At 64.6% G+C, this 23175-nt stretch carries 19 protein-coding genes; 14 read left to right on the top strand and 5 right to left on the bottom strand.

Going from position 1 to position 23175, the window contains the following annotated elements; genetic code table 11:
• Both ACDA63_RS05920 and ACDA63_RS05915 read left to right on the top strand, forming a co-directional pair.
• Positions 1–1810 (top strand): autotransporter outer membrane beta-barrel domain-containing protein (locus ACDA63_RS05920; RefSeq protein ID WP_373662287.1); only part of this gene is annotated, 1810 nt, incomplete at its 5' end.
• Between the two features lie 442 nt (positions 1811–2252).
• On the top strand, positions 2253–4946 hold the full coding sequence (locus tag ACDA63_RS05915; RefSeq protein WP_373662286.1) for a cation-translocating P-type ATPase: 2694 nt from the start codon (positions 2253–2255) through the stop codon (positions 4944–4946).
• A gap of 15 nt (positions 4947–4961) precedes the next feature.
• Here the strand turns inward: ACDA63_RS05915 and ACDA63_RS05910 are convergent, their stop codons facing one another.
• A complete protein-coding gene (locus ACDA63_RS05910; protein WP_373662285.1) occupies positions 4962–5387 on the bottom strand; it encodes a universal stress protein in 426 nt (141 codons plus the stop codon).
• A 462-nt stretch (positions 5388–5849) separates the two neighbouring features.
• Between ACDA63_RS05910 and ACDA63_RS05905 the strand changes: the two genes are divergently transcribed.
• On the top strand, positions 5850–6248 hold the full coding sequence (locus ACDA63_RS05905; RefSeq protein WP_373662284.1) for a thioredoxin family protein: 399 nt from the start codon (positions 5850–5852) through the stop codon (positions 6246–6248).
• A gap of 13 nt (positions 6249–6261) precedes the next feature.
• On the opposite strand, the gene ACDA63_RS05900 is transcribed toward ACDA63_RS05905, so the two are convergent.
• Together ACDA63_RS05900 and ACDA63_RS05895 are read right to left on the bottom strand one after the other, a co-directional pair.
• Positions 6262–6489, bottom strand: coding sequence for a hypothetical protein (locus ACDA63_RS05900; RefSeq protein ID WP_373662283.1), 228 nt, complete (start codon positions 6487–6489; stop codon positions 6262–6264).
• A gap of 133 nt (positions 6490–6622) precedes the next feature.
• Entirely contained in the window at positions 6623–7828 is a 1206-nt protein-coding gene (locus ACDA63_RS05895) for an amino acid aminotransferase (protein ID WP_373662281.1), read from the bottom strand.
• A 145-nt stretch (positions 7829–7973) separates the two neighbouring features.
• On the opposite strand from ACDA63_RS05895, the gene uvrB reads away from it, so the two are divergent.
• The gene (uvrB, locus tag ACDA63_RS05890) at positions 7974–10022 is read left to right on the top strand and encodes an excinuclease ABC subunit UvrB (protein WP_373662280.1); all 2049 of its coding nucleotides are present in this window, start codon (positions 7974–7976) and stop codon (positions 10020–10022) included.
• A 4-nt stretch (positions 10023–10026) separates the two neighbouring features.
• Here the strand turns inward: uvrB and ACDA63_RS05885 are convergent, their stop codons facing one another.
• Positions 10027–10524, bottom strand: coding sequence for an LEA type 2 family protein (locus tag ACDA63_RS05885; protein WP_373662279.1), 498 nt, complete (start codon positions 10522–10524; stop codon positions 10027–10029).
• A complete protein-coding gene (locus ACDA63_RS05880) occupies positions 10514–11398 on the bottom strand; it encodes a 2-hydroxy-3-oxopropionate reductase (protein ID WP_373662278.1) in 885 nt (294 codons plus the stop codon). Before ACDA63_RS05880 ends, ACDA63_RS05885 begins: the two co-directional genes overlap by 11 nt.
• 101 nt (positions 11399–11499) lie before the next feature.
• On the opposite strand from ACDA63_RS05880, the gene ybiB reads away from it, so the two are divergent.
• The 10 genes from ybiB to ACDA63_RS05830 all read left to right on the top strand — a co-directional run bounded on the left by ybiB (position 11500) and on the right by ACDA63_RS05830 (position 23149).
• The gene (gene ybiB / locus ACDA63_RS05875; protein WP_373662277.1) at positions 11500–12411 is read left to right on the top strand and encodes a DNA-binding protein YbiB; all 912 of its coding nucleotides are present in this window, start codon (positions 11500–11502) and stop codon (positions 12409–12411) included.
• A 1-nt stretch (position 12412) separates the two neighbouring features.
• Positions 12413–13078, top strand: coding sequence for a deoxyribonuclease V (gene nfi / locus ACDA63_RS05870; RefSeq protein WP_373662276.1), 666 nt, complete (start codon positions 12413–12415; stop codon positions 13076–13078).
• Between the two features lie 84 nt (positions 13079–13162).
• Positions 13163–13816: a cell division ATP-binding protein FtsE gene (locus ACDA63_RS05865; protein WP_373662275.1), complete on the top strand. Its 654-nt coding sequence runs from the start codon at positions 13163–13165 to the stop codon at positions 13814–13816.
• 304 nt (positions 13817–14120) lie between these two features.
• Entirely contained in the window at positions 14121–14492 is a 372-nt protein-coding gene (locus ACDA63_RS05860) for a DUF5339 family protein (RefSeq protein ID WP_373662274.1), read from the top strand.
• A gap of 135 nt (positions 14493–14627) precedes the next feature.
• Positions 14628–15533, top strand: a complete 906-nt coding sequence (ftsX, locus tag ACDA63_RS05855) for a permease-like cell division protein FtsX (protein WP_373662273.1) — start codon at positions 14628–14630, stop codon at positions 15531–15533.
• A 323-nt stretch (positions 15534–15856) separates the two neighbouring features.
• Complete coding sequence (locus tag ACDA63_RS05850) at positions 15857–16246, top strand: response regulator transcription factor (RefSeq protein ID WP_373662272.1); 390 nt, start codon at positions 15857–15859, stop codon at positions 16244–16246.
• Positions 16243–16833 carry a hypothetical protein gene (locus ACDA63_RS05845; RefSeq protein ID WP_373662271.1) on the top strand — a complete coding sequence of 197 codons (591 nt, stop codon included), beginning with the start codon at positions 16243–16245 and terminating at the stop codon, positions 16831–16833. The genes ACDA63_RS05850 and ACDA63_RS05845 overlap by 4 nt, the downstream gene beginning before the upstream one ends.
• Positions 16834–16912: 79 nt before the next feature.
• Positions 16913–18505 (top strand): efflux RND transporter periplasmic adaptor subunit, encoded by a 1593-nt coding sequence (locus tag ACDA63_RS05840; RefSeq protein ID WP_373662270.1) that lies wholly within the window; start codon positions 16913–16915, stop codon positions 18503–18505.
• Entirely contained in the window at positions 18502–21684 is a 3183-nt protein-coding gene (locus tag ACDA63_RS05835) for an efflux RND transporter permease subunit (RefSeq protein WP_373662269.1), read from the top strand. The genes ACDA63_RS05840 and ACDA63_RS05835 overlap by 4 nt, the downstream gene beginning before the upstream one ends.
• The gene (locus ACDA63_RS05830; protein WP_373662268.1) at positions 21674–23149 is read left to right on the top strand and encodes an efflux transporter outer membrane subunit; all 1476 of its coding nucleotides are present in this window, start codon (positions 21674–21676) and stop codon (positions 23147–23149) included. Before ACDA63_RS05835 ends, ACDA63_RS05830 begins: the two co-directional genes overlap by 11 nt.
• Positions 23150–23175: the final 26 nt, after the last annotated feature.

Here is a 23175-nt window from a genome sequence, read left to right as displayed (position 1 = left end):
CGCTGCACGCAATCTCGGCACGGCTTCGGTGGATAACGATGGCGCGCTGCACATCGCGAGCTACACGGACTGGACGCTCTCCAACCGTGTCGACGGCGGGGGCGCGCTCATCAAAGACGGATCGGGATTGCTGAACATGGGTGACGCCGTCCTCCATGCCGGTCGCACCGACATCAACGCAGGCGGCGTGCTCGTGGGCGATGAGAGCAACGCCAACCGCAGACTCGGGGCCCCAGGCGCCGACGAAGTCACCGTCGCCGCAGGCGCCCTGCTCGCGGGTTCCGGTACGGTCAGCGGACATGTCACCAACCAGGGCGAGGTGGCGGCGCTCAACGCCGTCGCCGGACATGCGCACGCGGCCAACGGCACGTTCACGCTGGCCGCCGGGCTCACCAATGCAGGCCACATCAATCTTGCCGGTCCGAGCGGCACACAGCCGGGCAATACGCTCGTCGTGCAGGGCGATTACGTGGGCAACGGCGGCACGCTGACGCTGCGCACCGTCATGGGCGACGACAGCTCCGCGACCGACAAGCTGGTGATCGAAGGCGGCACAGCATCCGGCACGACCGGCGTCGTGGTGAAGACGGCGGGTGGCACGGGGGCGCTGACCACGCAAGGCATCCGCGTGGTCGAAACGCGCGACGGTGCCACGACCGATGCGAGTGCCTTCCATCTCGATCCGTCGTCCGACGGCTATCGTCATGTGGCAGGCACTCTGGCAGCGGGCGCGTATGACTACCGTCTGGCGCGCGGCGGCGACGGTGGTGTGGTGGACGACTGGTACCTGGTCTCCAGAAAGACGGGGGTCGATCCGGTGGAGGTGCCTGATGATCCGGCCGATCCGGGCACGACCGATCTGCCATACCGCGCCGAAGTCGGTGCTTACTTCAACAACCGCGCCGCAGCGCTGGCCATGCCGGTGCACACCTTGCACGAACGGCAGGCGCAGGCACCGGGCATGATCGGCAAGAACCTCGCCGAATCAACCGATGCGTCGGCATGGGTGCGCGTGCAGGGCGCCAACGGTCATCGCGATGCCAACGACTTGCGCATGCGCGACGAGACCAAGTTGATCCACTTCGGCAGCGACATCTACCGGACCGAGGATGACGAACACCAGGACAGCTTGCGTATCGGCGTCATGGGCCTGTGGGGCGACAGCGTCAACCGCGCCGACAACGGCTGGACCAAGGCCGACGGTTCGGTCAGCGGTTACAACCTCGGCGTCTATGCAACCTGGTTCGGCAACCGCGACATCGTCACCGGTCCGTACGTCGATGGATGGCTGATGTACGGTTCCTACGATAACCGTGTCGAAGGTGAAGGCCTGCCGCGCGAGTCGTATCGCTCGAACACGTGGACGGGGTCGCTGGAAGCGGGCTATGCCTTCAAGATCCGCGACGCCGAAAAGTGGCTCGCCTACCTTGAACCGCAGGGACAGGTGATCGTGCAAAACTACCGTATGAAGCCGCACACCGAAGCGACCGGAACAGTTGTCTCGGGCCTCTCCGATACGGGTGTCACCACGCGTCTGGGTGTCCGCCTGCATGGCCAGCGCAAGGGCGATGAGTCAATGGTGCGGCCCTTCGCTGAGCTTAACTGGTGGCATGGCCCCGCTTCGCAAAGCGCGATGTTCAATGCCGACTCCGTGCGCGACGCCTTGCCCGGAAACCGCTACGAAGCCAAGGCCGGCGTGCAGGGCAATGTCAGCAAGCACATGATCGTGTGGGGAAGCGTGGCGGGCGAAATCGGCAGCCAGAATTACCGCTCGGTCGAATTCCAGCTAGGGACGAAATACTCCTGGTAAGGAGTCTTGATCAAGGTGCGACACAGGGCGACGACCGCGAGGCGTCGCCCTTTTTTATTCTTCAGTCCCTGTCTGCGAACGCTATCGCCACGTGGCTGCGAGGCGAGACGCTCAGGGATAGGCGTCATTCATTTCGCAATCCCTGCCGAACACTCAATCGATACGGCAGCAAGAGAATCGAAATAGCGCTCTCGCATGATTCCCCTGACGCTGACGTACCGCACGTTCGCGTTCTTGTTGCGAGAGCAGGCGCACAAACATCGCGCATCGTTGCTACGATGAAGGCAGACCATCCGCACCTGCGCGAACAAGGTGGCGAAAGATCGAACGCTGGGCCCAACATCCGTCACGCAGCAGAGAGCATCCATGCAGATTTGCCCGGTACGTCCACCGAGGATGACAAGGGAAAACACATGGCTCGCTGATCTACGGGAGGCTGTCCGTGAAGAACCCTGGCACTTTTCGACCTACCGCCGAAGCCGCTTGGCACACGCACGCCGCCGACGCCGTAGCCCGGCACTTCAAGGTGGTGACGCAGGAGGGGCTAACCCCTGACGAGGTCGATACCCGACTGGCTCACTCGGGCCCCAATGTCATCCGCGAGAAACCGGGATTGCCGGCGTGGCGGGTTCTGCTCGACCAGTTTGCCAACTTCATGATCCTGGTGCTGCTGGCCGCCGCGGTGGTTTCCGGCGTCGTCGGCGACACGAAGGATGCGATCGCCATTCTGGTCATCGTGATACTCAACGCGCTCATCGGTTTTGCGCAGACCATGCGGGCCGAACAGGCAATGGCTGCGCTCAAGCGCATGGCGGGAACCAGCGCCCAGGTGCTGCGCGCTGGGCAGATTGTCCAGATCCCGTCAGCGAATGTCGTTCCGGGCGACATCCTGCTGCTCGAGGCAGGCCAGGTGGTCAGCGCGGACGTCCGCCTCATCGAAGTGGCCCAGCTCAAGGTCGACGAATCCGCACTGACGGGCGAGGCAGTGCCCGTGGATAAGGCGACTACGCCTTTGGACAACGCGCAGTTGCCTTTGGGAGACCGGGAGAACATGGCGTTCAAGGGCACCGTGGTGACCTACGGGCGCGGTACAGGCATCGTCGTGGCGACGGGCATGGACAGTGAGCTGGGGAAAGTCGCCGACCTGCTCGACAGCGCCGAAGAACCCGCCACGCCGCTGCAAAAGCGTCTGGCCGTTTTCGGCCAGCGGCTGGCCATCGCGATTCTCGGCATCTGCTCGATCTTCGTCGTCACCGGGCTGCTGCGCGGCGAGCCGATCATGCTGGTCTTGCTCACGGGGATCAGCCTGGCGGTCGCGGCGATTCCCGAAGCGCTGCCGGCGGTGGTCACCATTTCCCTGGCGCTCGGGGCACGCAAGATGGTGCGGCAGAATGCGCTCATACGCCGGCTGCCAGCCGTCGAAACGCTAGGGTCGGTCACCTACATCTGCTCGGACAAGACCGGGACGCTGACCCAGAATCGCATGAAGGCGGCCGAGTTACGGACGATGTCCGGCTCGATAACGGATGCGCGGTCCGTTCCCGCCGACGATCCCTGGCCTGCCTTGATGACGGGGTTGTGTCTGTGCAACGACGCAAGTCGCCATGCCGATGGCAACGTCATCGGCGACCCAACCGAAGTTGCGCTCTTCAACGCCGCGTTCTCCGCGGGGTACGACAAGACCTCGCTCAGCGCTCGCGCGCCCCGTGTGTTCGAACTGCCGTTCGACTCCGACCGCAAGCGCATGACGACCTTCCACCAGAAGTCGAGCGGCATCGTCGCCTACACGAAGGGGGCGCCCGAGAGTGTGTTGCCACGCTGTCATGCCGCCCACGGGCTACCGGAAGGCGACGCTTTCGACCCGGACACAATGCTGGCGGCGGCCGAACAGATGGCGGCTGACGGCATGCGCGTCCTCGCGCTGGCGCAGCGCCCTTGGGATTCGCTGCCCGACCCAGACTCGTTTGCCGTCGAGCGGATCGAATCCATGCTCGAATTCACGGGATTGGTCGGACTGATAGACCCGGCCCGCGCGGAGGCCCAGGAAGCGATTGCGCTGTGTCGCAGCGCAGGCATTCGGCCCGTCATGATCACCGGCGATCATCCCGCCACGGCGCAGGCGATCGCCCGGCAACTCGGCATGACGAGCGGCCCGGGCAGCGTCATGACGGGACTGCAGTTGGCGGCGATCGATGACGAGACATTCGCGCAGTCCGTGACGGATATCGAGGTGTACGCGCGGGTCGATCCCGCGCAGAAGATACGCATCGTCCAGGCGCTGCAAGCCGACGGCGAGTTCGTCGCCATGACGGGAGACGGTGTCAATGACGCCCCCGCGCTCAAGCGCGCCGACATAGGCGTCGCCATGGGCAGGGGCGGCACCGACGTCGCCCGGGAGGCCGCCAGCCTGATTCTTCTCGACGACAACTTCGCCACGATCGTAAAGGCCGTACGCGAAGGGCGACGCATTTTCGACAACATCCGCAAGTTCATCCGCTACGCGATGACGGGCAACTCGGCGGAAATCCTGACACTCTTCGTGGCGCCGTTTCTTGGCCTGCCCATTCCGCTGCTTCCGATCCACCTTCTATGGATCAACCTCTTGACCGACGGACTCCCCGGATTGGCGCTTGCCGTCGAACCAGCCGAAAAAGGCACGATGCAAAGACCGCCGCGACCGCCCAACGAGAGCGTCTTTGCCCACGGCATGTGGCAAAGCGTAGTGGTGATGGGCTCCTTGATCGCGGCCCTATGCCTGACCGTCCAGTTCTGGGCCATCCATCTGGGCGACGCTCACTGGCAAACGATGGTCTTTACCCAATTGACCTTGTCGCAACTGGCGCTCGTGATGGCGATTCGGGTGGAGTGGGACTCGGTCTTCACACAAGGCGTGTTTCGCAACCGTGCCTTGCTGGGTGCGGTGTTGTTGAGCTTCGTGCTGCAACTGGCGACGATCTACGTACCGCTTCTCAATCCGGTGTTCAACACGGCCCCTCTCACCCTGGCCGAGCTGAGCGTGTGCATCGGGTTGTCGGCGCTGGTATTCCTGCTCGCCGAACTGGAAAAGCTGCTGATGCGCCGCGGACTTCTCTTCTACGCACGAAGAGATGCCCGGCCGCACCGGCAGCGGAGTTGAAGGAATGCGGTAACGTCACTTCACGATGGTCACGGGGATGGAGACCAGGTACAGCACCTTGGTGGTGACCGAACCGAGCAGCATTCCCACCACCGAGCCCAGCCCGCGAGCACCCATGACGATGCTCGAGCATTGCTTGTCTGCGGCAAAGCGGGCGATGGTCTCGGCGATGTGCCCGATCTGCACGTAGGCGTCGTAGGGCACGCCCGCCTCATCGAGCAATGCCTTGGCCCTGGTCAGCGCGCTTTCTCCTTCCTGCCGGTAGTACTCGGCGATGACATCGCCGCTCACGAACATCTTGACGTCCCCCGTCAGGATGGGGGGCTGGACATTGAGCAAGTAGAGTGTGGCTGGATAACCGTGGGTGATTCGGTCGGCGATGAACCGGACGGCTCTCAGGGATACATCAGATCCGTCCACGGGCACGAGTATGTTCTGCATAGCGTCCTCCTCCTTTGCGGGAGGCGCGTGCTCGACAGGCGGTGGATCCGACCAGGACGCGCCTCCCTCTAGATAGCATGCGCCTCTTTTTCTTTCTTGGCGCTTACGTCAGCATGAACATCGGAGTTGATTCGCCCCGGATTCGGCTCCCGGATCCGCGCTGGAGACCGCCCCCGCCCAGGCGTGCGGGCCTCGAATTGGACATGGTGCATGTGGGCGGCGGGGCGCATTGGCGCTCAAAGGCTTAGAATCACCCTCCCCCATTGTGGGAGCAAGACTCTGCGAGTCCGACATGACGCGCCGCGATGCGCGTCATTTGCGTTTTTGGCGCGTGCTGGCAGGATGCGACCTTCGGCCGACATTCGCGCCCCCTGCCCGGGTCGGCCGAAGCACTGGCTACCGAGCACACGCCCGTCACGCAGTTCGCGCACAATTTGCCAGCTCCACGTCGCACCATTCACCATGACCGTATCCAACGCGCCCGATCTCACTGCTGAATTCCTGGTCACCTGCCTGTGTGCGCAATGGTGCGGCAGTTGCCGCGAATATCGTCCGTCATTCGAGGCGCTCGCCGGGAAACGCCCCGGAGTGGCGTATGCGTGGGTGGATGTCGAAGATGAAGCGGAGGTGGCGGGCGATGTGGACGTCGACAACTTCCCCACGCTGGTCATCCAGCGCGGTGAGCACGTCCTTTTCTGCGGGCCGATGATTCCCGATGTGCGGGCGCTCGATCGCCTGCTGGCGAGTTTTATGGAGCAGGATGCGGCGACATCCGCCGCCTATGCCATCGGAACGCCGGAACGCCGCGCCTGGCAAGGTGTCGCCGATGTGCGCAGCCGCCTGCGAGAGGCAAGCCGCTGACCGACCGATCCGCTCAGTGCCAGGTAATGATGCCGAAGGCGAAGAGCACCACGCCGACGTACCAGGTACGGAGCAGCGCTGGGCTAAGCGCATTGATTCGCGCGTATCGCCCCGCATAGAAGGGCACGAACACGCAGGCCAGACCTTGGCCGAGGGAACGGGTAAAGGCGTACGCGGCCATCGCGCATTGTGTGATCAACGCGATGACGATGCCGCTCAACAACAGGACAAGGGGGAGCATTACCGGCTTCCGGCGCGAGGCGCCACGTGGCGGGTCGCGCATTGTTCTTCGGGGGAAGTCGACAGCTTGCCCCAACCAACGACAAAGGGGCCCGAAGGCCCCTTTGTTTTTACGGATGTTTGCGATCCGAGGCTTACTTCAGCACGGCTGCGATGGCGTCGGCTACGTAGTCGATGTTCTTGCTGTTGAGCGCAGCCAGACAGATACGGCCGGTCGACACGGCGTAGATACCGAAATCGACGCGCATCTTTTCGACCTGCTCGGCGGTCAGGCCGGTGTAGGAGAACATGCCGCGCTGCTTGATCACGAACGAGAAGTCCTGCTTCACGCCGCGCTCGGCCAGCTTGGCCACCAGGCCGGTACGCATAGCGCGGATGCGCTCGCGCATGCCGGCCAGTTCGTTTTCCCACTGCTGGCGCAGTCCGGCGTCGGCCAGCACCGCCGCCACGATGGCGCCACCGTGCGTCGGCGGGTTGGAATAGTTGGTGCGCACGACGCGCTTGACCTGCGACATGACGCGGCTGGACTCGTCCTTGCTGGCGGTGACGATGGTCAGCGCGCCAACGCGCTCGCCGTACAGCGAGAACGACTTCGAGAACGAGCTCGACACGAAGAACTGCAGGCCGGACGCGGCGAACAGGTCCAGCGCCACGGCGTCTTCCTTGATACCGTCGGCAAAGCCCTGGTAGGCCATGTCGATGAAGGCGATCAGGTCGCGTTCGCGGATCACATTGACGACCTGCTTCCACTGGTCGGCGGTGATGTCGGCGCCGGTCGGGTTGTGGCAGCAGGCGTGCAGCACAACAATCGACTTGGCCGGCATGGCGCGCAGATCGGCCAGCATGCCTTCGAAGTTCACGCCACGCGAGGAGGCGTCGTAGTAAGCGTAGGTCTTGACCGGGAAGCCGGCGGACTCGAACAGCGCGCGGTGGTTTTCCCAGCTCGGGTCCGAGATGTACACCGTGGCGTCCGGCACCAGGCGCTTGAGGTAGTCGGCGCCGACCTTCAGCGCGCCCGTGCCGCCGAGCGCTTCGACGGTGATCGCGCGACCGGTGGCGGTCAGTTCGGATTCCTTGCCGAACAGCAGGCCTTGCACGGCGTTGTTGTAGGCGGCGGCACCTTCGATCGGCTGGTAGCCGCGAGCCGGAGCCGTCTTCAGGCGGGCTTCTTCAGCCGCCTTGACCGCGCCGAGCAGGGGAATCTTGCCTTCGTCGGTGTAGTAAACGCCCACGCCAAGGTTCACCTTGGTGCTGCGGGTGTCGGCGTTGAAAGCTTCATTCAGACCCAGGATCGGGTCGCGCGGTGCCATTTCGACGGCGGCGAAGATCGACGAGCTCATGCGTACTCCAGGTTGCGCAGTGCAGTCCCGGTCTAGGATGCTTCGGGACAGGTTTTCAGGAATAATCAGCCGATTGTGCTGCTCTTGCGTGCTGGCGGCCCGCCCCCACGTGAACAGCTGAAACTTCGGAACAAGAAATTTTAGCATGCCCGAACAAGACAGCCGCCCCACAGTTGTAACCTTTGAAGGCAGCCCGTTCCGGCTGCACCAGCCCTTCCCGCCTGCCGGCGACCAGCCCACCGCCATCGCCCAGCTCATCGAAGGCGTGCAGGACGGCCTGATGTACCAGACCCTGCTCGGCGTGACCGGCTCGGGCAAGACCTACACCATGGCCAACGTCATCGCCCAATTAGGGCGGCCGGCCCTGGTGCTGGCGCCCAACAAGACACTGGCGGCCCAGTTGTACGCGGAATTCCGCGAGTTCCTGCCCGAAAACGCCGTCGAGTATTTTGTTTCGTACTACGACTACTACCAGCCCGAAGCCTACGTGCCCTCGCGCGACCTGTTCATCGAGAAGGATTCGTCGATCAACGAACACATCGAGCAGATGCGCCTGTCGGCGACCAAGAGCCTGCTGGAGCGCCGCGACGTGGTGATCGTTGCCACCGTGTCGTGCATCTACGGTATCGGCGACCCGGTCGACTACCACAGCATGATCCTGCATCTGCGCGAAGGCGAGAAAATGCCCCAGCGCGACGTACTGCAACGCCTGGTGGCGATGCAGTACGAGCGTTCGGACATCGACTTCCATCGCGGCACCTTCCGCGTGCGTGGCGACGTGATCGATGTGTTCCCGGCGGAAAACGCCGAGCTGGCCGTGCGCATCGAACTGTTCGACGACGAAATCGAACACCTCACCCTGTTCGACCCGCTGACCGGGCACCTCAAGCAGCGCCTGGGGCGCTTCACGGTGTTCCCGTCGAGCCATTACGTAACGCCGCGCGCAACCGTCATGCGCGCCATCGAGAACATCAAGGAAGAACTGCGCGACCGCGTCGAGTTCTACCAGAAGAACAACAAGCTCGTCGAAGCGCAGCGCATCGAACAGCGCACGCGCTTCGACCTCGAAATGCTGACCGAACTGGGCTTCTGCAAGGGCATCGAAAACTATTCGCGCCACCTGTCCGGTCGCATGGCGGGCGACCCGCCGCCGACGCTGATCGACTACCTGCCCTCCGACGCGCTGATGTTCGTCGACGAATCGCACGTCGCCATCCCGCAGGTCGGCGGCATGTTCAAGGGCGACCAGGCGCGCAAGCTCAATCTCATCGAATATGGCTTCCGCCTGCCCTCGGCTGCCGACAACCGCCCGCTCAAGTTCGAAGAATTCGAACGCCTGATGCCGCAGACCGTGTTCGTGTCGGCCACGCCGGCCGACTACGAACAGCGCAATCAGGGACAAGTGGTGGAACAGGTCGTGCGTCCGACCGGACTGGTCGACCCCATCGTGGAAGTGCGCCCCGCCAGCACGCAGGTCGATGACTTGCTGATGGAGATCCGTCACCGCGTCGCCAAGGAAGAACGCGTGCTGGTGACGGTGCTCACCAAACGGATGGCGGAAGACCTCACCGACTACCTCGCCGAAAATGGCGTTCGCGTGCGCTACCTGCACAGCGACATCGACACCGTCGAACGCGTGGAGATCATCCGCGACCTGCGCCTGGGCGAGTTCGACGTGCTTATCGGCATCAACCTCCTGCGCGAAGGCCTCGATATCCCGGAAGTCTCGCTGGTGGCGATCCTCGACGCCGACAAGGAAGGCTTTCTGCGTTCGGTTCGCTCGCTGATCCAGACCATCGGCCGCGCAGCACGCCATCTGCATGGCACCGCAATCCTCTATGCCGATGTGATGACCGATTCAATGCGCTCGGCCATCGGCGAGACCGAACGCCGCCGCGCCAAGCAGATCGCGCACAACGAAGCCAACGGCATCCAGCCGAGGTCGGTGCACAAGCGCATCAAGGACATCATCGACGGCGTGTATCAGCCCGACGCCAACGCGCCGCTCGAACGCGCAGTCGACGACAAGCACGACTACGCGACGATGGACGAGAAGGCGCTGGCGAAGACGATCAAGAAGCTCGAGAAGGACATGCAGGAATACGCCAAGAATCTCGAGTTCGAAAAGGCGGCTTCCGCGCGCGACGAGCTGTTCAAGCTACGCCAGCGCGCGTTCGGCGCCGATCACCACTGAGGCATTACAGACTGCGGCTGTCGGAGTCCGTCGGCGGCTGCGCCCACGGCAAGGTGGTCTCGCCCTTGCGGTCGAAGGGAATGCGTCCGTAGTCGGTCGTCACCACGTCGCCCTTGACGCGATACGGCACCTTGCCTTCGCCATTGACCAGCTTGGGCAACTGCTGGATCAGGCTGAGCATCTGCGCGGTCGCGTCCACTTCCACCACCGTGTCGCCAAGGCGCGGCAACACCACCGTCTGGCCGGTCGCTCCACTGGCAAAGCGCTTGTCGCCGATGTCGAGCTGGAAAGTCAGCCCGCTGATGGTGATGTCCCTGTCATTCGGATTGAGCACGCGCAGCTTGAGCTTGAAGCGCTGTTCCAGCAGCGTGCCGCCCGACAGGCTCACGTCGGACAGCGAGACCTCCGGCGCCTTCAATCCATACAGGCTCGCGCAGGCCGCGGCAAACAATACCAACACGGGAACGAGTCGGCGGCACAGCCGCAGAAATTCACGCTTCATGGCGAGTCTCGCTCATGCGTTCGAGCATTTTCAGCATCGAGATCGAATCCGCCTCGCCCTCGCCCGCGCCAACCAACGCGTTGAGCAATTGCGCGATGATCGCCGAGGCCGGCGTCGGGATACCCATGCGGTGCGCCTCATCGAGCACGATCTTCAGATCCTTGCGATGCATCCATGCCTTGAAGCCCGGCTTGAAATTGCGGTCCAGCATGCGTTGGCCATGGTCCTCCAGCACCTTGCTGGCAGCGGATCCGCCCAGCATGGCTTCACGCACGCGGGCCGCGTCGACACCACTGGCGCGCGCAAAATTGAGCGCTTCGGCCACGATGGCGATGCCGACGCCGGTAAGGATCTGATTGCACGCCTTGGTCACCTGCCCTGCGCCGGAACCCCCAATATAGGTAATGGTGCGGCCCATTGCTTCGAGCACGGGGCGCACGCGCGCGAATGCGGATTCGTCGCCGCCGACCATGATCGTCAGCGTGCCGGCGATGGCGCCCTTTTCACCGCCGGACACCGGCGCGTCGAGCATCGTGATGCCGCGCTTGTGCAGGCGGGCGGCGATGTCGCGCGCCGCACTCGGCGCGATGGTGCTCATGTCGATGAAGACTGTGCCCTGCCGTGCGCCCTCGGCGACACCTTGCGGGCCGAGCGCCACCTGCTCGACGTCCGGCGCGTCGGCCACCATGCTGATGACGACATCCACCTGCGCGGCAACCTGGGCCGCGCTTGCCTGCGCCACGGCGCCGGCATGCACGACCTCCGCCAGAGACGCTTCGCGCCGCGACCATACATGCACGCGGTGACCCGCACGCAGCAGATTGAGCACCATGGGGCGGCCCATGATGCCGATACCGATGAATCCAACATCCATTGCGAATCCTTTCCACACCGGCCCGGGACTTGTACTCATGGCCGCGCCAGGCGTTTTCGAAGTACGCTTGAGGGCCTGACCCTCCCTGCGTACGCCCTGTCATGAAATACGCTTCGATCATCAAGGAAATCGGGCGCGGTGCCAAGGGCGCCAAGCCCATTGACCGCGACGCCGCGCGCGAACTGTTCGGACGCATCCTCGACGGCGAAGTGCCCGAACTCGAACTCGGCGCGATCCTTCTTTCACTACGCGTCAAGGGCGAAGACCTCGACGAACTGATCGGCTTCAAGGCAGCGCTCGACGCCCGTACTCACGCCGTGCGTGTGCCCAACGGTCCGCGTTGCGTGGTACTGCCCACCTACAACGGCGCGCGCAAGCAGGCCAACCTCATGCCGCTGGTGGCGATCCTGCTCGCCCGCCAAGGCATACCCGTGCTGATACAAGGGCGCCACGATTTCGATTCGCGCGTCAGCCCGTTCGACTTGCTCACCGCGCTCAAGCTCAAGCCGGCCCTGTCGGTCGAATCGGCGGAAAACCAGCTCGCCTCGCGCGGCATCACGTGCCTCGGCCTGCCGCAATTGTGCAACGGCCTCGATCGGCTGCTTAGCCTGCGCCTGCGGCTTGGCGTGCGCAATAGCGGACACACCATCGCCAAATTGCTCGACCCGTGCCCCGAGCGCAGCGTGCGCGTCGTCGCAGTCACGCATCCACCGTACCTCGAAGTCATGGAGCGCTTTCTCGCGCATGACGGCGCCACGGCACTGCTCATGCGCGGCACCGAAGGCGAGGCGTACGCCTCTCCGAAGCGGCGACCGCGCCTGCTCGGCTTCGCGCAGGGCGCGGCACAGGTCATGTTTGAACAGGCACACGCCGAATCCGACGCCCCACTCGACGACGCGTGCTCGGTCGAGACCAATGCCGCCATCATCGAAGCGATGTTGCACGGCAAACAGCCCATTCCCCAGCCGATCGCCGATCAGGTCGAAGCCCTGGCGAACCTGGCGCGCGGTTGAGATGGCGCAGCCGCATCGCTGGGACCTCACCCCGAAGGAAGCCGTCGCGGTCCAGCGCGAAGTCGCGCAGCAGGTCGTGACGGCCGACGATTTCGGCCCGGTCAATAAGGTGGCCGGCGTGGATGTCGGCTTCGAGCAGAACGGCACCGTCACCCGCGCCGCCGTGGCCGTGCTGTCGTGGCCGGGGCTCGAACTCATCGATCGCGCGGTCGCCCGACGGCCGACGCATTTCCCCTACGTGCCCGGTCTGCTGTCGTTCCGCGAGATCCCCGCGATCCTCGACGCCTTCGAGCGACTCAAGACGAGCGCCGACCTCGTACTGGTCGATGGGCAGGGCATCGCACATCCGCGTCGCTGCGGCATCGCCAGCCATCTCGGCGTGGTCGCCGACATGGCAACCATTGGTGTGGGCAAGTCGCGCCTGACCGGCACGCATGGCGAATTGCCGACCGAACTGGGCGCCTGGATCCCACTGATGGATCGTGGCGACATCATCGGTGCGGTGCTGCGCAATCGCGCCAATACCCAGCCCTTGTTCATTTCGAGCGGCCATCGCGTGTCGCTGGACAGTGCGCTGCACTGGGTGCGAGCCTGCACCACGCGCTACCGCCTGCCTGAGACGACGCGCTGGGCACATCGGCTGGCCTCCGGCCCGGCCATCGATTGAGGCGACCCGATCCGCCCCGGGCCAGACGCGCCGTGGGGCGACACGTTAGAATCGCGGTCTCGATCAAGCTGCAATCGTTCTCCGATGATCCAATTCGACAACGTCTCCAAGCGCTATCCCGGCGGGCACGACGCGCTGGCAGGCGTCAGCCTGGATATCCGGCACGGTGAGCTGCTCGTGCTCGCGGGCCACTCGGGTGCCGGCAAGAGCACGCTGCTCAAGCTCATCGCGGCCCTGGAGTCGCCTACCGGCGGGCGCGTCACCGTCAATGGACTGGACGTCGGCCGGCTCAAGCCTTCGCAGATTCCCTACCTGCGCCGCAGTCTCGGACTCGTCATGCAGGAACACCGCCTGTTGCTCGACCGCAGCATCTTCGACAACGTCATGTTGCCCCTGCAGGTGACGGGACATCCGCCCAAGGACGCCTCCAAGCGCGTCCACGCGGCGCTCGAACGCGTCGGGCTGTCGCACCACGCGCGCGCGCTCCCGCTCACGCTGTCGGGCGGCGAACAACAACGCGCCGCCATCGCCCGCGCCATCGTCAATCGTCCGTCGATCCTGATCGCCGATGAGCCGACGGCACACCTGGACCCGGCCTACGCGCGCGAGATCGCGGCGCTCTTCCGCGACTTCAACGCGGCGGGCGTCACGCTGATCCTGGCCACACACGACGAGACGCTGTATTCGCCCTACGGTGCGCGGCGCGTAGAACTCGCCCAGGGACGACTGCTGCAGTAAATAGTCTGGCGAATCGATCTGTTCTGGTGCGCCGGCGACAGATTTCGTCGGCGCTTGACTGTGTCAAGCACGGTCGGATTGTCAGATACCCGGAACCATGCCAGCAGAATCATAGAAGCGCCTCGAAGCCGCTTTCTCAAATCCACGCCAGTGCGGCGGTGACCTTGCGGTCGCACAACACTAGCCCATTCTCCTTCTGCCCACACTGCGTGCCGCGAGGGCGCTTTGGCCCGAGCCAAGGCCACGATCGGGCACGCGTCGCGCAGCGGTCTGGCTGTCTCACAGTCATTCGAGGGAGAGAACAATGAGCAAGAAATTTTCGCTGCTGATCGCCATGCTGGCCGCTGCTGCAATGCTGGGCGCCTGCACCAAGAAGGAAGAAGCCGCGCCGGCGTCGGCCCCCGCCGCAGCCGCTTCGAGCGCTGCCGCCGCTGAGTCGAGCGTGGCCGCCGCAACCGAGGCGCTGCCGGCCGAGTGTGAGGACTACATCAAGCAGGTCAACGCCTGCGTCGAGAAGATCGGCGGCGGCAACGCAGCCGTGGCCAGCACCATCAAGCAGCAGATGGATCAGACCCGCGCAAGCTGGGCGCAGATCAGCGACAAGGCGGCCCTGGGCGCGGCCTGCAAGCAGAGCGCCGACGCTTTCGCCGCCAGCGGCAAGGCCATGGGCTGCTGACCGTCCGCCGCGTCGCGACGACGCACGGTGCACGGAAACCCGCCCTCGAGGCGGGTTTTTTCTATAATCGAGCGCTTGCGAGAGGTATCCGGATACGCTGGACACCTCCGATCCTTCAGCCAAGCCCTCGTATTCATGAGCCTCCATTCACATTCGCTCGCCCTGTCGCACTCCATGCGCCGTCTGGGGCGACGCCCGCTGACCACGCTGCTGTCGGCACTCGTCATCGCCATCGCGCTCACTTTGCCGGCGCTCGGTTACGTACTCATCGACAATCTGGCCGGTCTTGCACGCGGCGTGTCGGGCAAGCCCGAGATCAGCGTCTTCCTCAAGACGGACGCCAGCGCAAATGCCGTGGCGCTGCTGCGCTCCCGACTCCAGTCGGACACGCGCATCACCGCGCTGCGCTATATCTCGAAGGATGAGGCGCTCAAACGCCTCGCCGAGCGTGGCGGCTTTGCCGACGTGGCCAGCGCGCTGCCCGAAAACCCGCTGCCCGACGCGTTCGTGCTCGAGCCGGCTTCCGATGCGCCGTCCGGATTCATCGAGCTGCGCGACATGCTGTCCAAGCAGCCTGAAGTGGCGCTCGTGCAGCTTGATTCCGAATGGGTCGAACGCATGCATGCGCTGATCGAGCTTGGTCGCAGCATGGTCCTGCTGCTGGCGGGCTTGCTCGGCGCAGCGCTCGTGATCATTACCTTCAACACGATCCGCCTGCAGATCCTCACGCAGCGGCAGGAGATCTCGGTGAGCATGCTGATGGGCGCCACGCGCCAGTACGTGCGCCGGCCGTTCCTGTATTTCGGTTTCTTCCAGGGCCTGCTTGGCGGCCTCTTGGCATGGGGCCTGGTGGTAGCGCTGATGCGGCTGATCGGTCCGCAACTCCAGGCGCTCGCCAAGACCTACAGCATCGTGCTCGACATGCCGCCGCCGGCGTTGCCGCAGGTCGGCGCCCTGCTCGCCTTCGCCGCGCTGCTCGGCTGGCTGGGTGCGGCGCTTTCGGTGCACCGTCACCTGCATGACGGGCTCATCGCCGACTGAGCTTGCTCGGTCAAGAACAGACAAGGCGCCTGCGGGCGCCTTTTTTTGTGCCGTGGCGCCGCCGGTTCATCGAGGCGGGCACTGCATGGGTACAGGCGAACGTGACGAGTGCATACATTCGTCGGTGCGATCGATAGCCCGCCCTCCACCCCGCACACGCCGCCGACGGCCAGCTTCGTTCCGCCCGGATTCGCATCCCTTTGCAGGCGCCATTGCACCAAAGGGCAAGACTCTCTGCACCTTAGGACGATGCCAGGCAGGGGGCGCCGCGGTAGCCTTCCGCCGACACTTGTGCAGTCGCGTGACAACAAAGGAGCGTGGTTGTGGGCAAGCGAATCCGGCGTGTCGTCGTCGTCGAGGATGACAGCGGTCTCAGGCAGGCGATGCATCGCCTCATCGAGGCGGCCGGCCTGCATGCCGAGTCATTTGCCACGGGCGAAGCCCTGCTCGCTTCCGACGCCACCGCGCGCGCCGACTGCCTCGTCGTAGATATCCATCTGCCCGGCATGTCGGGCTTCGAACTGGACCGCGCGCTCGATCGCGGCCCCTATCACCCCGCCGTCATCTTCATCACCGCCTACGACGACGGTGACACCCAGCGTCAAGCCCGTGCTGCGGGCGCCGCGTATCTCGTCAAACCGTTCGCGGGGCACGCACTGCTCTCTGCCGTCAATTCGGCCCTCGATTCACAACAATCAGGAGATCTCACATGAAATACGTTGCCCAATTGAGCATCATCGCGGCCCTCGCCCTGGGGGCTTCTCCGCTGGTATCGGCGCAATCCGCGCCGACGGTGGCCGCCTCGAAGGTCGTGCAGGCCGACGCCCGCCTGGCCGGCAAGATCACGGCGGTCGACAAGACCACGCGCGTGATCACCATCGAAAACTCCAAGGGCGAATCGCGCGAGTTCCAGGTGGGCAACGAGGTCAAGAACTTCGACCAGATCAAGGTCGGCGACATGGTGAGCGTCGACTACCAGCAAGCCATCGCCATCGAACTGCAAAAAGGCGGCAACGGCTTTCGGGAAAAGCGCGTGAGCGAATCGGGCGCTTCCGCCCCGCTCGGCGAAAAGCCCTCCGGCACCGTGCAACGCACGACCGTCGTTGTCTCCGACGTGACCGCCGTGGATACCAAGAAGCACACCGTCACGCTCAAGACGCCGGAAGGCAAGCTCGTCACCGCGCATGTGCAGGACCCTGCGGTGCTCGCCAAGGTCAAGAAGGGGGACCAAGTGGTGGCGACCATCCGCGAATCGATCGCCGTCGCCGTGACCGCGGCGCCCGCGCCGGCAAAGAAATAAGCCGCGATCCAGCGGAACAAGACGCGCCCCCGGCACCGTCGGGGGCCGCCCCGGACACTGACTCAAAGACTGTCGCGCCATGATGAATACATCCTATCGAGTATTGGTCTGCCTGCCACTCATTGCGCTGTTGGCCGCCTGCGGCAAGAAGGAAGCCGCGGCACCCGCCGCGCCACCGGCAACCGACGTCGCCGTGATGACGGTGAAGCCCGCCGACGTGCCGCAGGTCTATGAGTTCGTCGGCCAGACGGAGAGCTCGCAGCAGGTCGAGATCCGCGCCCGCGTGGCGGGTTTTCTCGAACGGCGAATCTACACCGAAGGCGCGATGGTCAGTCCCGGGCAGACGCTGTTCCTCATCGACGCAAAACCCTTCCAGGCCGAACTGGATGCGGCGCGCGCCGAACTGAACCAGCAACAGGCACGGCTGACGACGGCGCGCGCCAATCTCGCGCGGGTCAAGCCGCTGGTTGCCCAGAACGCCTTGTCGCAGAAGGATCTGGATGACGCGACCGGGCAGGAACAGGCAGCCGCGGCGGCCGTCGAAGCTGCCCGGGCGAAGGTCACCAACTCGGAACTGGACCTGTCCTATACGACGATCAAGTCGCCCGTGGCGGGCCTGTCGTCCTTCGCGAAAGTGCAGGATGGGGCGTACGTCAGCGGCGAAAACAGCTTGCTGACCTACATCGCCAAGCTCGACCCGATCCGGGTGAATTTCAGCCTGTCGGAAAACGAAAAGCTGCGCCTGCAGAGCGAAGCCGACGCCGGCATCATCAAGCCCGCCCCGAACGACAAGTGGCGCGTCGAGGTGCTTCTCGCCGACGGCACCGTCTTCCCCGAAACAGGCCGCATCACCTTCGCCGATGCCGCGTTCAGCCAGGAGACCGGCACCTTCCTCGTGCGCGCCGAGCTGCCCAATCCGAAGGGCGCGCTGCGCCCCGGCCAGTTCGTTCGCGTGCATGTGCTCGGTGCGACGCGGCCGAATGCCATCGTCGTGCCGCAACGGGCGGTGCAACAAGGCCCGCGCGGCCAGTTCGTGTGGGTGGTCGACAAGGACAGCAAGGCGGAACAGCGCTCCATCCAGACCGATGAATGGAAGGGCGACGGCTGGCTCGTCACCAAGGGCCTGCGCGCCGGTGATCGCGTCGTGGTGGACGGCACGCTGCGACTGGCGCCGGGCGTTCCGCTCAAGCCGACCGAGATGCCTGCCCAGGCCGCCAGCACGGCTTCAGCTCCGCAGGCAGGTGGGAATGCGCCTGCGGGCGCGGCGGCACCGAGCGCCCCGGCGCCGGCCCCCGCACCGGCGGCCGCCCCACCAGCCGGCGCGGCACCTTCCGCCGCAGCACCAGCGTCGGCGGCAAATGGCGGTACCGCGGTGTACTTCGAACACGGCAGCTCACGCCTGGACGCCACCGCTTCGGTCGCACTGCGCAAGCTGGCGGCATCGCTCACTGGCGGACAGACCGTGGCGATCAGCGGTTACGTCGACAAGAGCGGCCACGCCGAGGCGAACACCAAGCTGGCTCAGGCCCGCGCGCAGGCGGTGCACAGTGCATTGACACGCGCCGGCGTGGCGGCTGACCGGATCGAAATGAAGAAACCCGCCGACATCGTCGGCGGCGATGACGCAGCAGCGGCGCGGCGCGTCGACGTCACCGTGGGGGCAGCACGATGAGTTTTTCCCATTTTTTCATCGACAGGCCGATCTTTGCGTCGGTCATCTCGATCGTGCTGGTCATCGCCGGCGGTGTGGCGATGCTCAACCTGCCGATCGCCCAGTTCCCGGACATCACCCCGCCATCGATTTCGGTAACCGCGACCTATCCAGGGGCGTCCGCCGAAGTCGTGTCGGAAAACGTGGCCGCCCCCATCGAACAGCAGGTCAACGGCGCCGACAACATGATGTACATGTACTCGACGACCTCGTCGACGGGTGCGCTCACGCTGTCGGTGTACTTCAACATCGGCACTGATCCCTCGCTCGCGCAGGTCGACGTGCAGAACCGCGTCAACCTGGCGCTGCCCCTTCTGCCGGATGCGGTGACGGCACAAGGCGTATCGGTGCAGAAGCGGTCGTCGAGCTTCATGATGGTGATCGCCATCTTTTCGCCCGACAACAGCCTCGACTCGAACTACGTCGCCAACTACGCCAACATCTACGTGCTCGACGCCATCAAGCGGCTGCCGGGCGCGAACCAGGCATCGATCTTCGGTTCGCCGGACTATGCCATGCGGGTGTGGCTCAAGCCTGACCGGATGGCGAGCCTGGGCATCACGGCCACCGATGTGCAGAACGTGGTGGCGGCCCAGAACCAGCAGTACGCGGCGGGCCGCCTGGGTCAGTCGCCCACGGCCGGACCGGTGCAACAGACTCTGCCGGTGGTCACGGCCGGTCGCATGACGGAGCCGAGCCAGTTCGACAACATCATCCTGCGTGCCAGCAACGAAAATGCCGCCATCGTCCGCGTGAAGGACATCGGCCGTACGGAACTGGGCGCCAAGGACTACTCGATCCGCAGTACCTACAACGGCAAGACGGCAACTCTGATCGCGGTCTACCAGCAACCGGGCGCAAATGCGCTGGATGTGTCCAAGCAGGTGCGCGCCACGCTGGAGGAGCTCAAGAAGAGCTTCCCGCAGGGGCTCGACTACACGATCTCGCTGGATACGACCGAGTTCGTCCAGGAGTCGATCAGCGAGGTTATCCATACCTTCTGGGAAGCGGTCATCCTCGTGATCCTGGTGGTGTTCGTGTTCCTTCAGAGCTTCCGCGCCACGCTGGTGCCGATCCTGGCCGTACCGGTGTCGATCATCGGCACCTTCATCGGGCTGACGGCTTTCGGATTCTCGATAAACATGCTGACCTTGTTCGGCATGGTGCTGGCAATCGGTATCGTGGTCGATGACGCGATCGTGGTGATCGAGAACGTCGAGCGCAACATGAGCGAGTTCAAGCTCTCGCCCAAGGACGCCGCCAAGAAGGCCATGGATGAAGTGAGCGGGCCGGTGGTCGCCATCGTGCTGGTGCTGTGCGCGGTGTTCATTCCGGTGGCATTCCTGTCGGGCATCACCGGTCAGTTGTACAAACAGTTCGCGGTGACGCTGGCCGTATCGGTGGTGCTGTCGGGCCTCGTTGCCCTGACGCTGTCGCCGGCGCTGGCCGCCATCCTTCTCAAGCCCGAACACAAAGAGAAGCGCGGCTTCTTCAAGTGGTTCAACAACTCTTTCGAGGCCATCACCAATCGCTACACGTGGGTATCGGCATTGGCCATCAAGCGGGTGATCGTGTCGGTCATCCTCATCGGCGGCATGCTGTTCCTGATGGTCGGCCTGTTCAATCGCATCCCGACCTCGTTCCTGCCGGTGGAAGACCAGGGCTATGTGCTGGGCGCCACGATCATGCCGGATGGTGCCAGCCTGGATCGCACCGAAAGTGTCATGAACCGCGCTTCGGCGTGGTTCCAGAAGCACCCGGCGGTGCACTCGGTGGCCGAAGTCACGGGCTTCAGCCTGATCGACAACCAGACCAAGGCCAGCGCGGGGACCTTGTTCGTATCGTTCAAGTCGTTCGCCGAGCGCAAAGACCCGGCATTGCGGGCCGATGCGATCCTCAGCGCCGCCCAGCATGAGTTCGCCAGCATCAAGGAAGGCCTGGTCATACCGATCAACCCGCCATCGATCCCGGGCCTCGGCACCACCGGCGGCTTCGAGTTCTGGTTGCAGAGCAAGGGCGACGCGTCGCTGCAGAAGCTGGAGGAAGTCACCCGCGCCATCATCGCCAAGGCCCGGCAGCGTCCGGAACTGCGCGGTGTGAGCTCCACCATCAACACCAATTCGCGTCAGTTGATGGTGGAGGTCGACCGCGAGAAGGCGGAAACGCTCGGCGTGCCGGTGCAGGATGTGTACTCGACCCTGCAGACGCTGTTCGGCTCCTTGTACGTCAGCCAGTTTCCCAAGAACAGCCGCCTCTTCCAGGTGATCCTGCAAGCGGAACCGGACTATCGCATCAAGCCCGAGGACCTGCAGAACATGTATGTGCGCAACGCGGAGGGCAAGATGGTGCCGCTCAAGGCGGTCACCACGTCGCACTACACGACCGGCGCGGACATCGTGACGCGGTTCAACAACTTCCCCGCCGCCAAGATCCAGGGCGATGCAGCGCCCGGATACAGTTCGGGTCAGGCGCTGGCCGCGATGGAGCAGATCGCGGCAGAAGTGATGCCGTCCGACTTCGGCTACGAGTGGGCCGGACAGGCCCGCGAAGAGAAGGAGGCCGGGTCCACTGCGGTCGTCGTATTCGCCTTCGCGCTGGTGATGGTGTTCCTGATCCTCGCCGCGCAATACGAGAAATGGTCGTTGCCGCTCGGCGTGCTGCTGGCCGTTCCGTTCGCCCTCTTCGGTGCGCTGGCAGCCATCTGGCTGCGCGGAACGCAGAACGATGTCTACTTCCAGATCGGCCTGACGGTGCTCATTGCGCTGGCGGCGAAGAACGCGATCCTGATCTTCGAGTTCGCCGTCGAAATGCGCGAGAAGGAGAACATGTCGCCGTACGATGCCGCGCTCGAAGCCGCGCGGCTGCGCCTGCGCCCCATCGTCATGACCTCGCTGGCGTTCATTCTCGGGTGTATTCCGCTGGCGATCGCCACCGGAGCCTCGTCGGCCAGCCGACATTCGTTGGGCACGGGCGTGATCGGCGGGATGCTGGGTGCCACCGCCATCGCGATCTTCTTCATCCCGATGTTCTTCTGGGGGCTTGAGACGCTGTCGTCGCGCTCATCGAAAAAGAAGAAAGCCGACAAACATACGGAGCCGCCCGAAACCCTCGAACATGGAGGGTCGACCCATGAGATCTAAACGCACAAGCATTGCCGCCTGCTGCGCCCTGGTGGTGAGCGGCTGCATGCTCGGACCGGACTACACACGGCCCAGCGTGCAGGTGCCGGACCAGTTCCGCACCCAACCACCTGCCTCGGCGGCCGAAACCACGCCGCAGTCCGCGGACATGCACCAGCAGTTGTGGTGGCAAGAGATGCAGGACCCGGCGCTCGACTCGCTCATCCGCGATGCGCTCGCCAACAACCAGGATCTGCTCGCGGCCGCTGCGCGCGTTGACCAGTACTACGGCATCCTGGGCACGACGCGATCGGCGTTTTTCCCGCAGATCGGCGCCGAGCTGGACGGCACGCGTTCGCGGGTCAGCGAGCGCGCGGTCGGCAGCGCGCCGCAGCGCAATCCGTACAACACGGTGCAGGCGGACGTGTTCGCGTCGTGGGAAATCGACCTCTTCGGCCGCATCCGCCGCCAGACAGAAGCCGCCCGGGCCAATCTGATGGCAACGGAGGAGGCCCGCCGTGGCGTGGTGCTGTCATTGGTGGCAAGCGTTGCCTCCGGCTATATCAACCTGCGCGATCTCGACCAGCAGTTGATCGTCGCACGCGACACGCTGGCAAGCCGGCGCGACGCGCTCGATCTGTTCGAAAAACGCTATCGCGGAGGCGTGGTGTCGGAGCTGGAATTCAGCCAGGCGCGCTCGGAGTATGCCAATGCGCTGGCTTCCGTGCCGGTCATCGAGCAACGCATCGCCGAACAGGAAAACGCGCTGTCGGTGCTGGTCGGCCGCAACCCTGGGCCGATTCCGCGCGGCAAGGCGATCTACGAAATGTCGTCGCTCTCGGTGCCCGCCGGCCTGCCTTCGGATCTGCTCGAACGGCGGCCCGACATTCTCCAGGCCGAACAACAGCTCGTCGCGGCCAATGCCGACATCGGCGCGGCGCGGGCGCTGTACTTCCCTGTCATTTCGCTGACGGGGTTGTTCGGCGGCGCATCGACCTCGCTCAATGGACTGTGGAGCGGACCGGGCCGCGTCTGGAGCTATGCGGCCAACGTGAGCATGCCGCTCTTCACCGGTGGCAACATCCGCGGGCAGGTCGCCGCTGCCGAAGCGCGCCAGCAGGAGGCCGTGGCGCTCTATCGCAAAGCCATCCAGACCGCCTTCCAGGAAACCGAGAACGCCATCGTCGGTCTGCAGAAAACGCAGGCGGCGCGCGACGCACTGGTCATGCAGGTCGATGCCTTGCGCGTGTACGCGCGCGCCGCACGCTTGCGCTACGAAGGCGGTTATTCGAGCTACCTCGAAGTACTCGACGCGGAGCGCAGCCTGTTCGCCGCCGAATTGCAGCTATCGCAATCGCAGGCCGACGCGATGGTGCAGTACGTGAGTCTCTACAGGGCGATGGGCGGTCCGTGGCTGGCGAGCGCAGACGCGCTGGTGCCGCAATCCGGCCCCGCGCTGGATCGGAACCCACCGGCCTTTCCTTGATCCGGAAGGCTCCGCTGGGGGCCTTC

The organism is Uliginosibacterium sp. sgz301328 (assembly GCF_041807905.1).
Taxonomy (GTDB): domain Bacteria; phylum Pseudomonadota; class Gammaproteobacteria; order Burkholderiales; family Rhodocyclaceae; genus JBGVSA01.
This window is presented reverse-complemented; position numbering and strand designations above follow the sequence as displayed.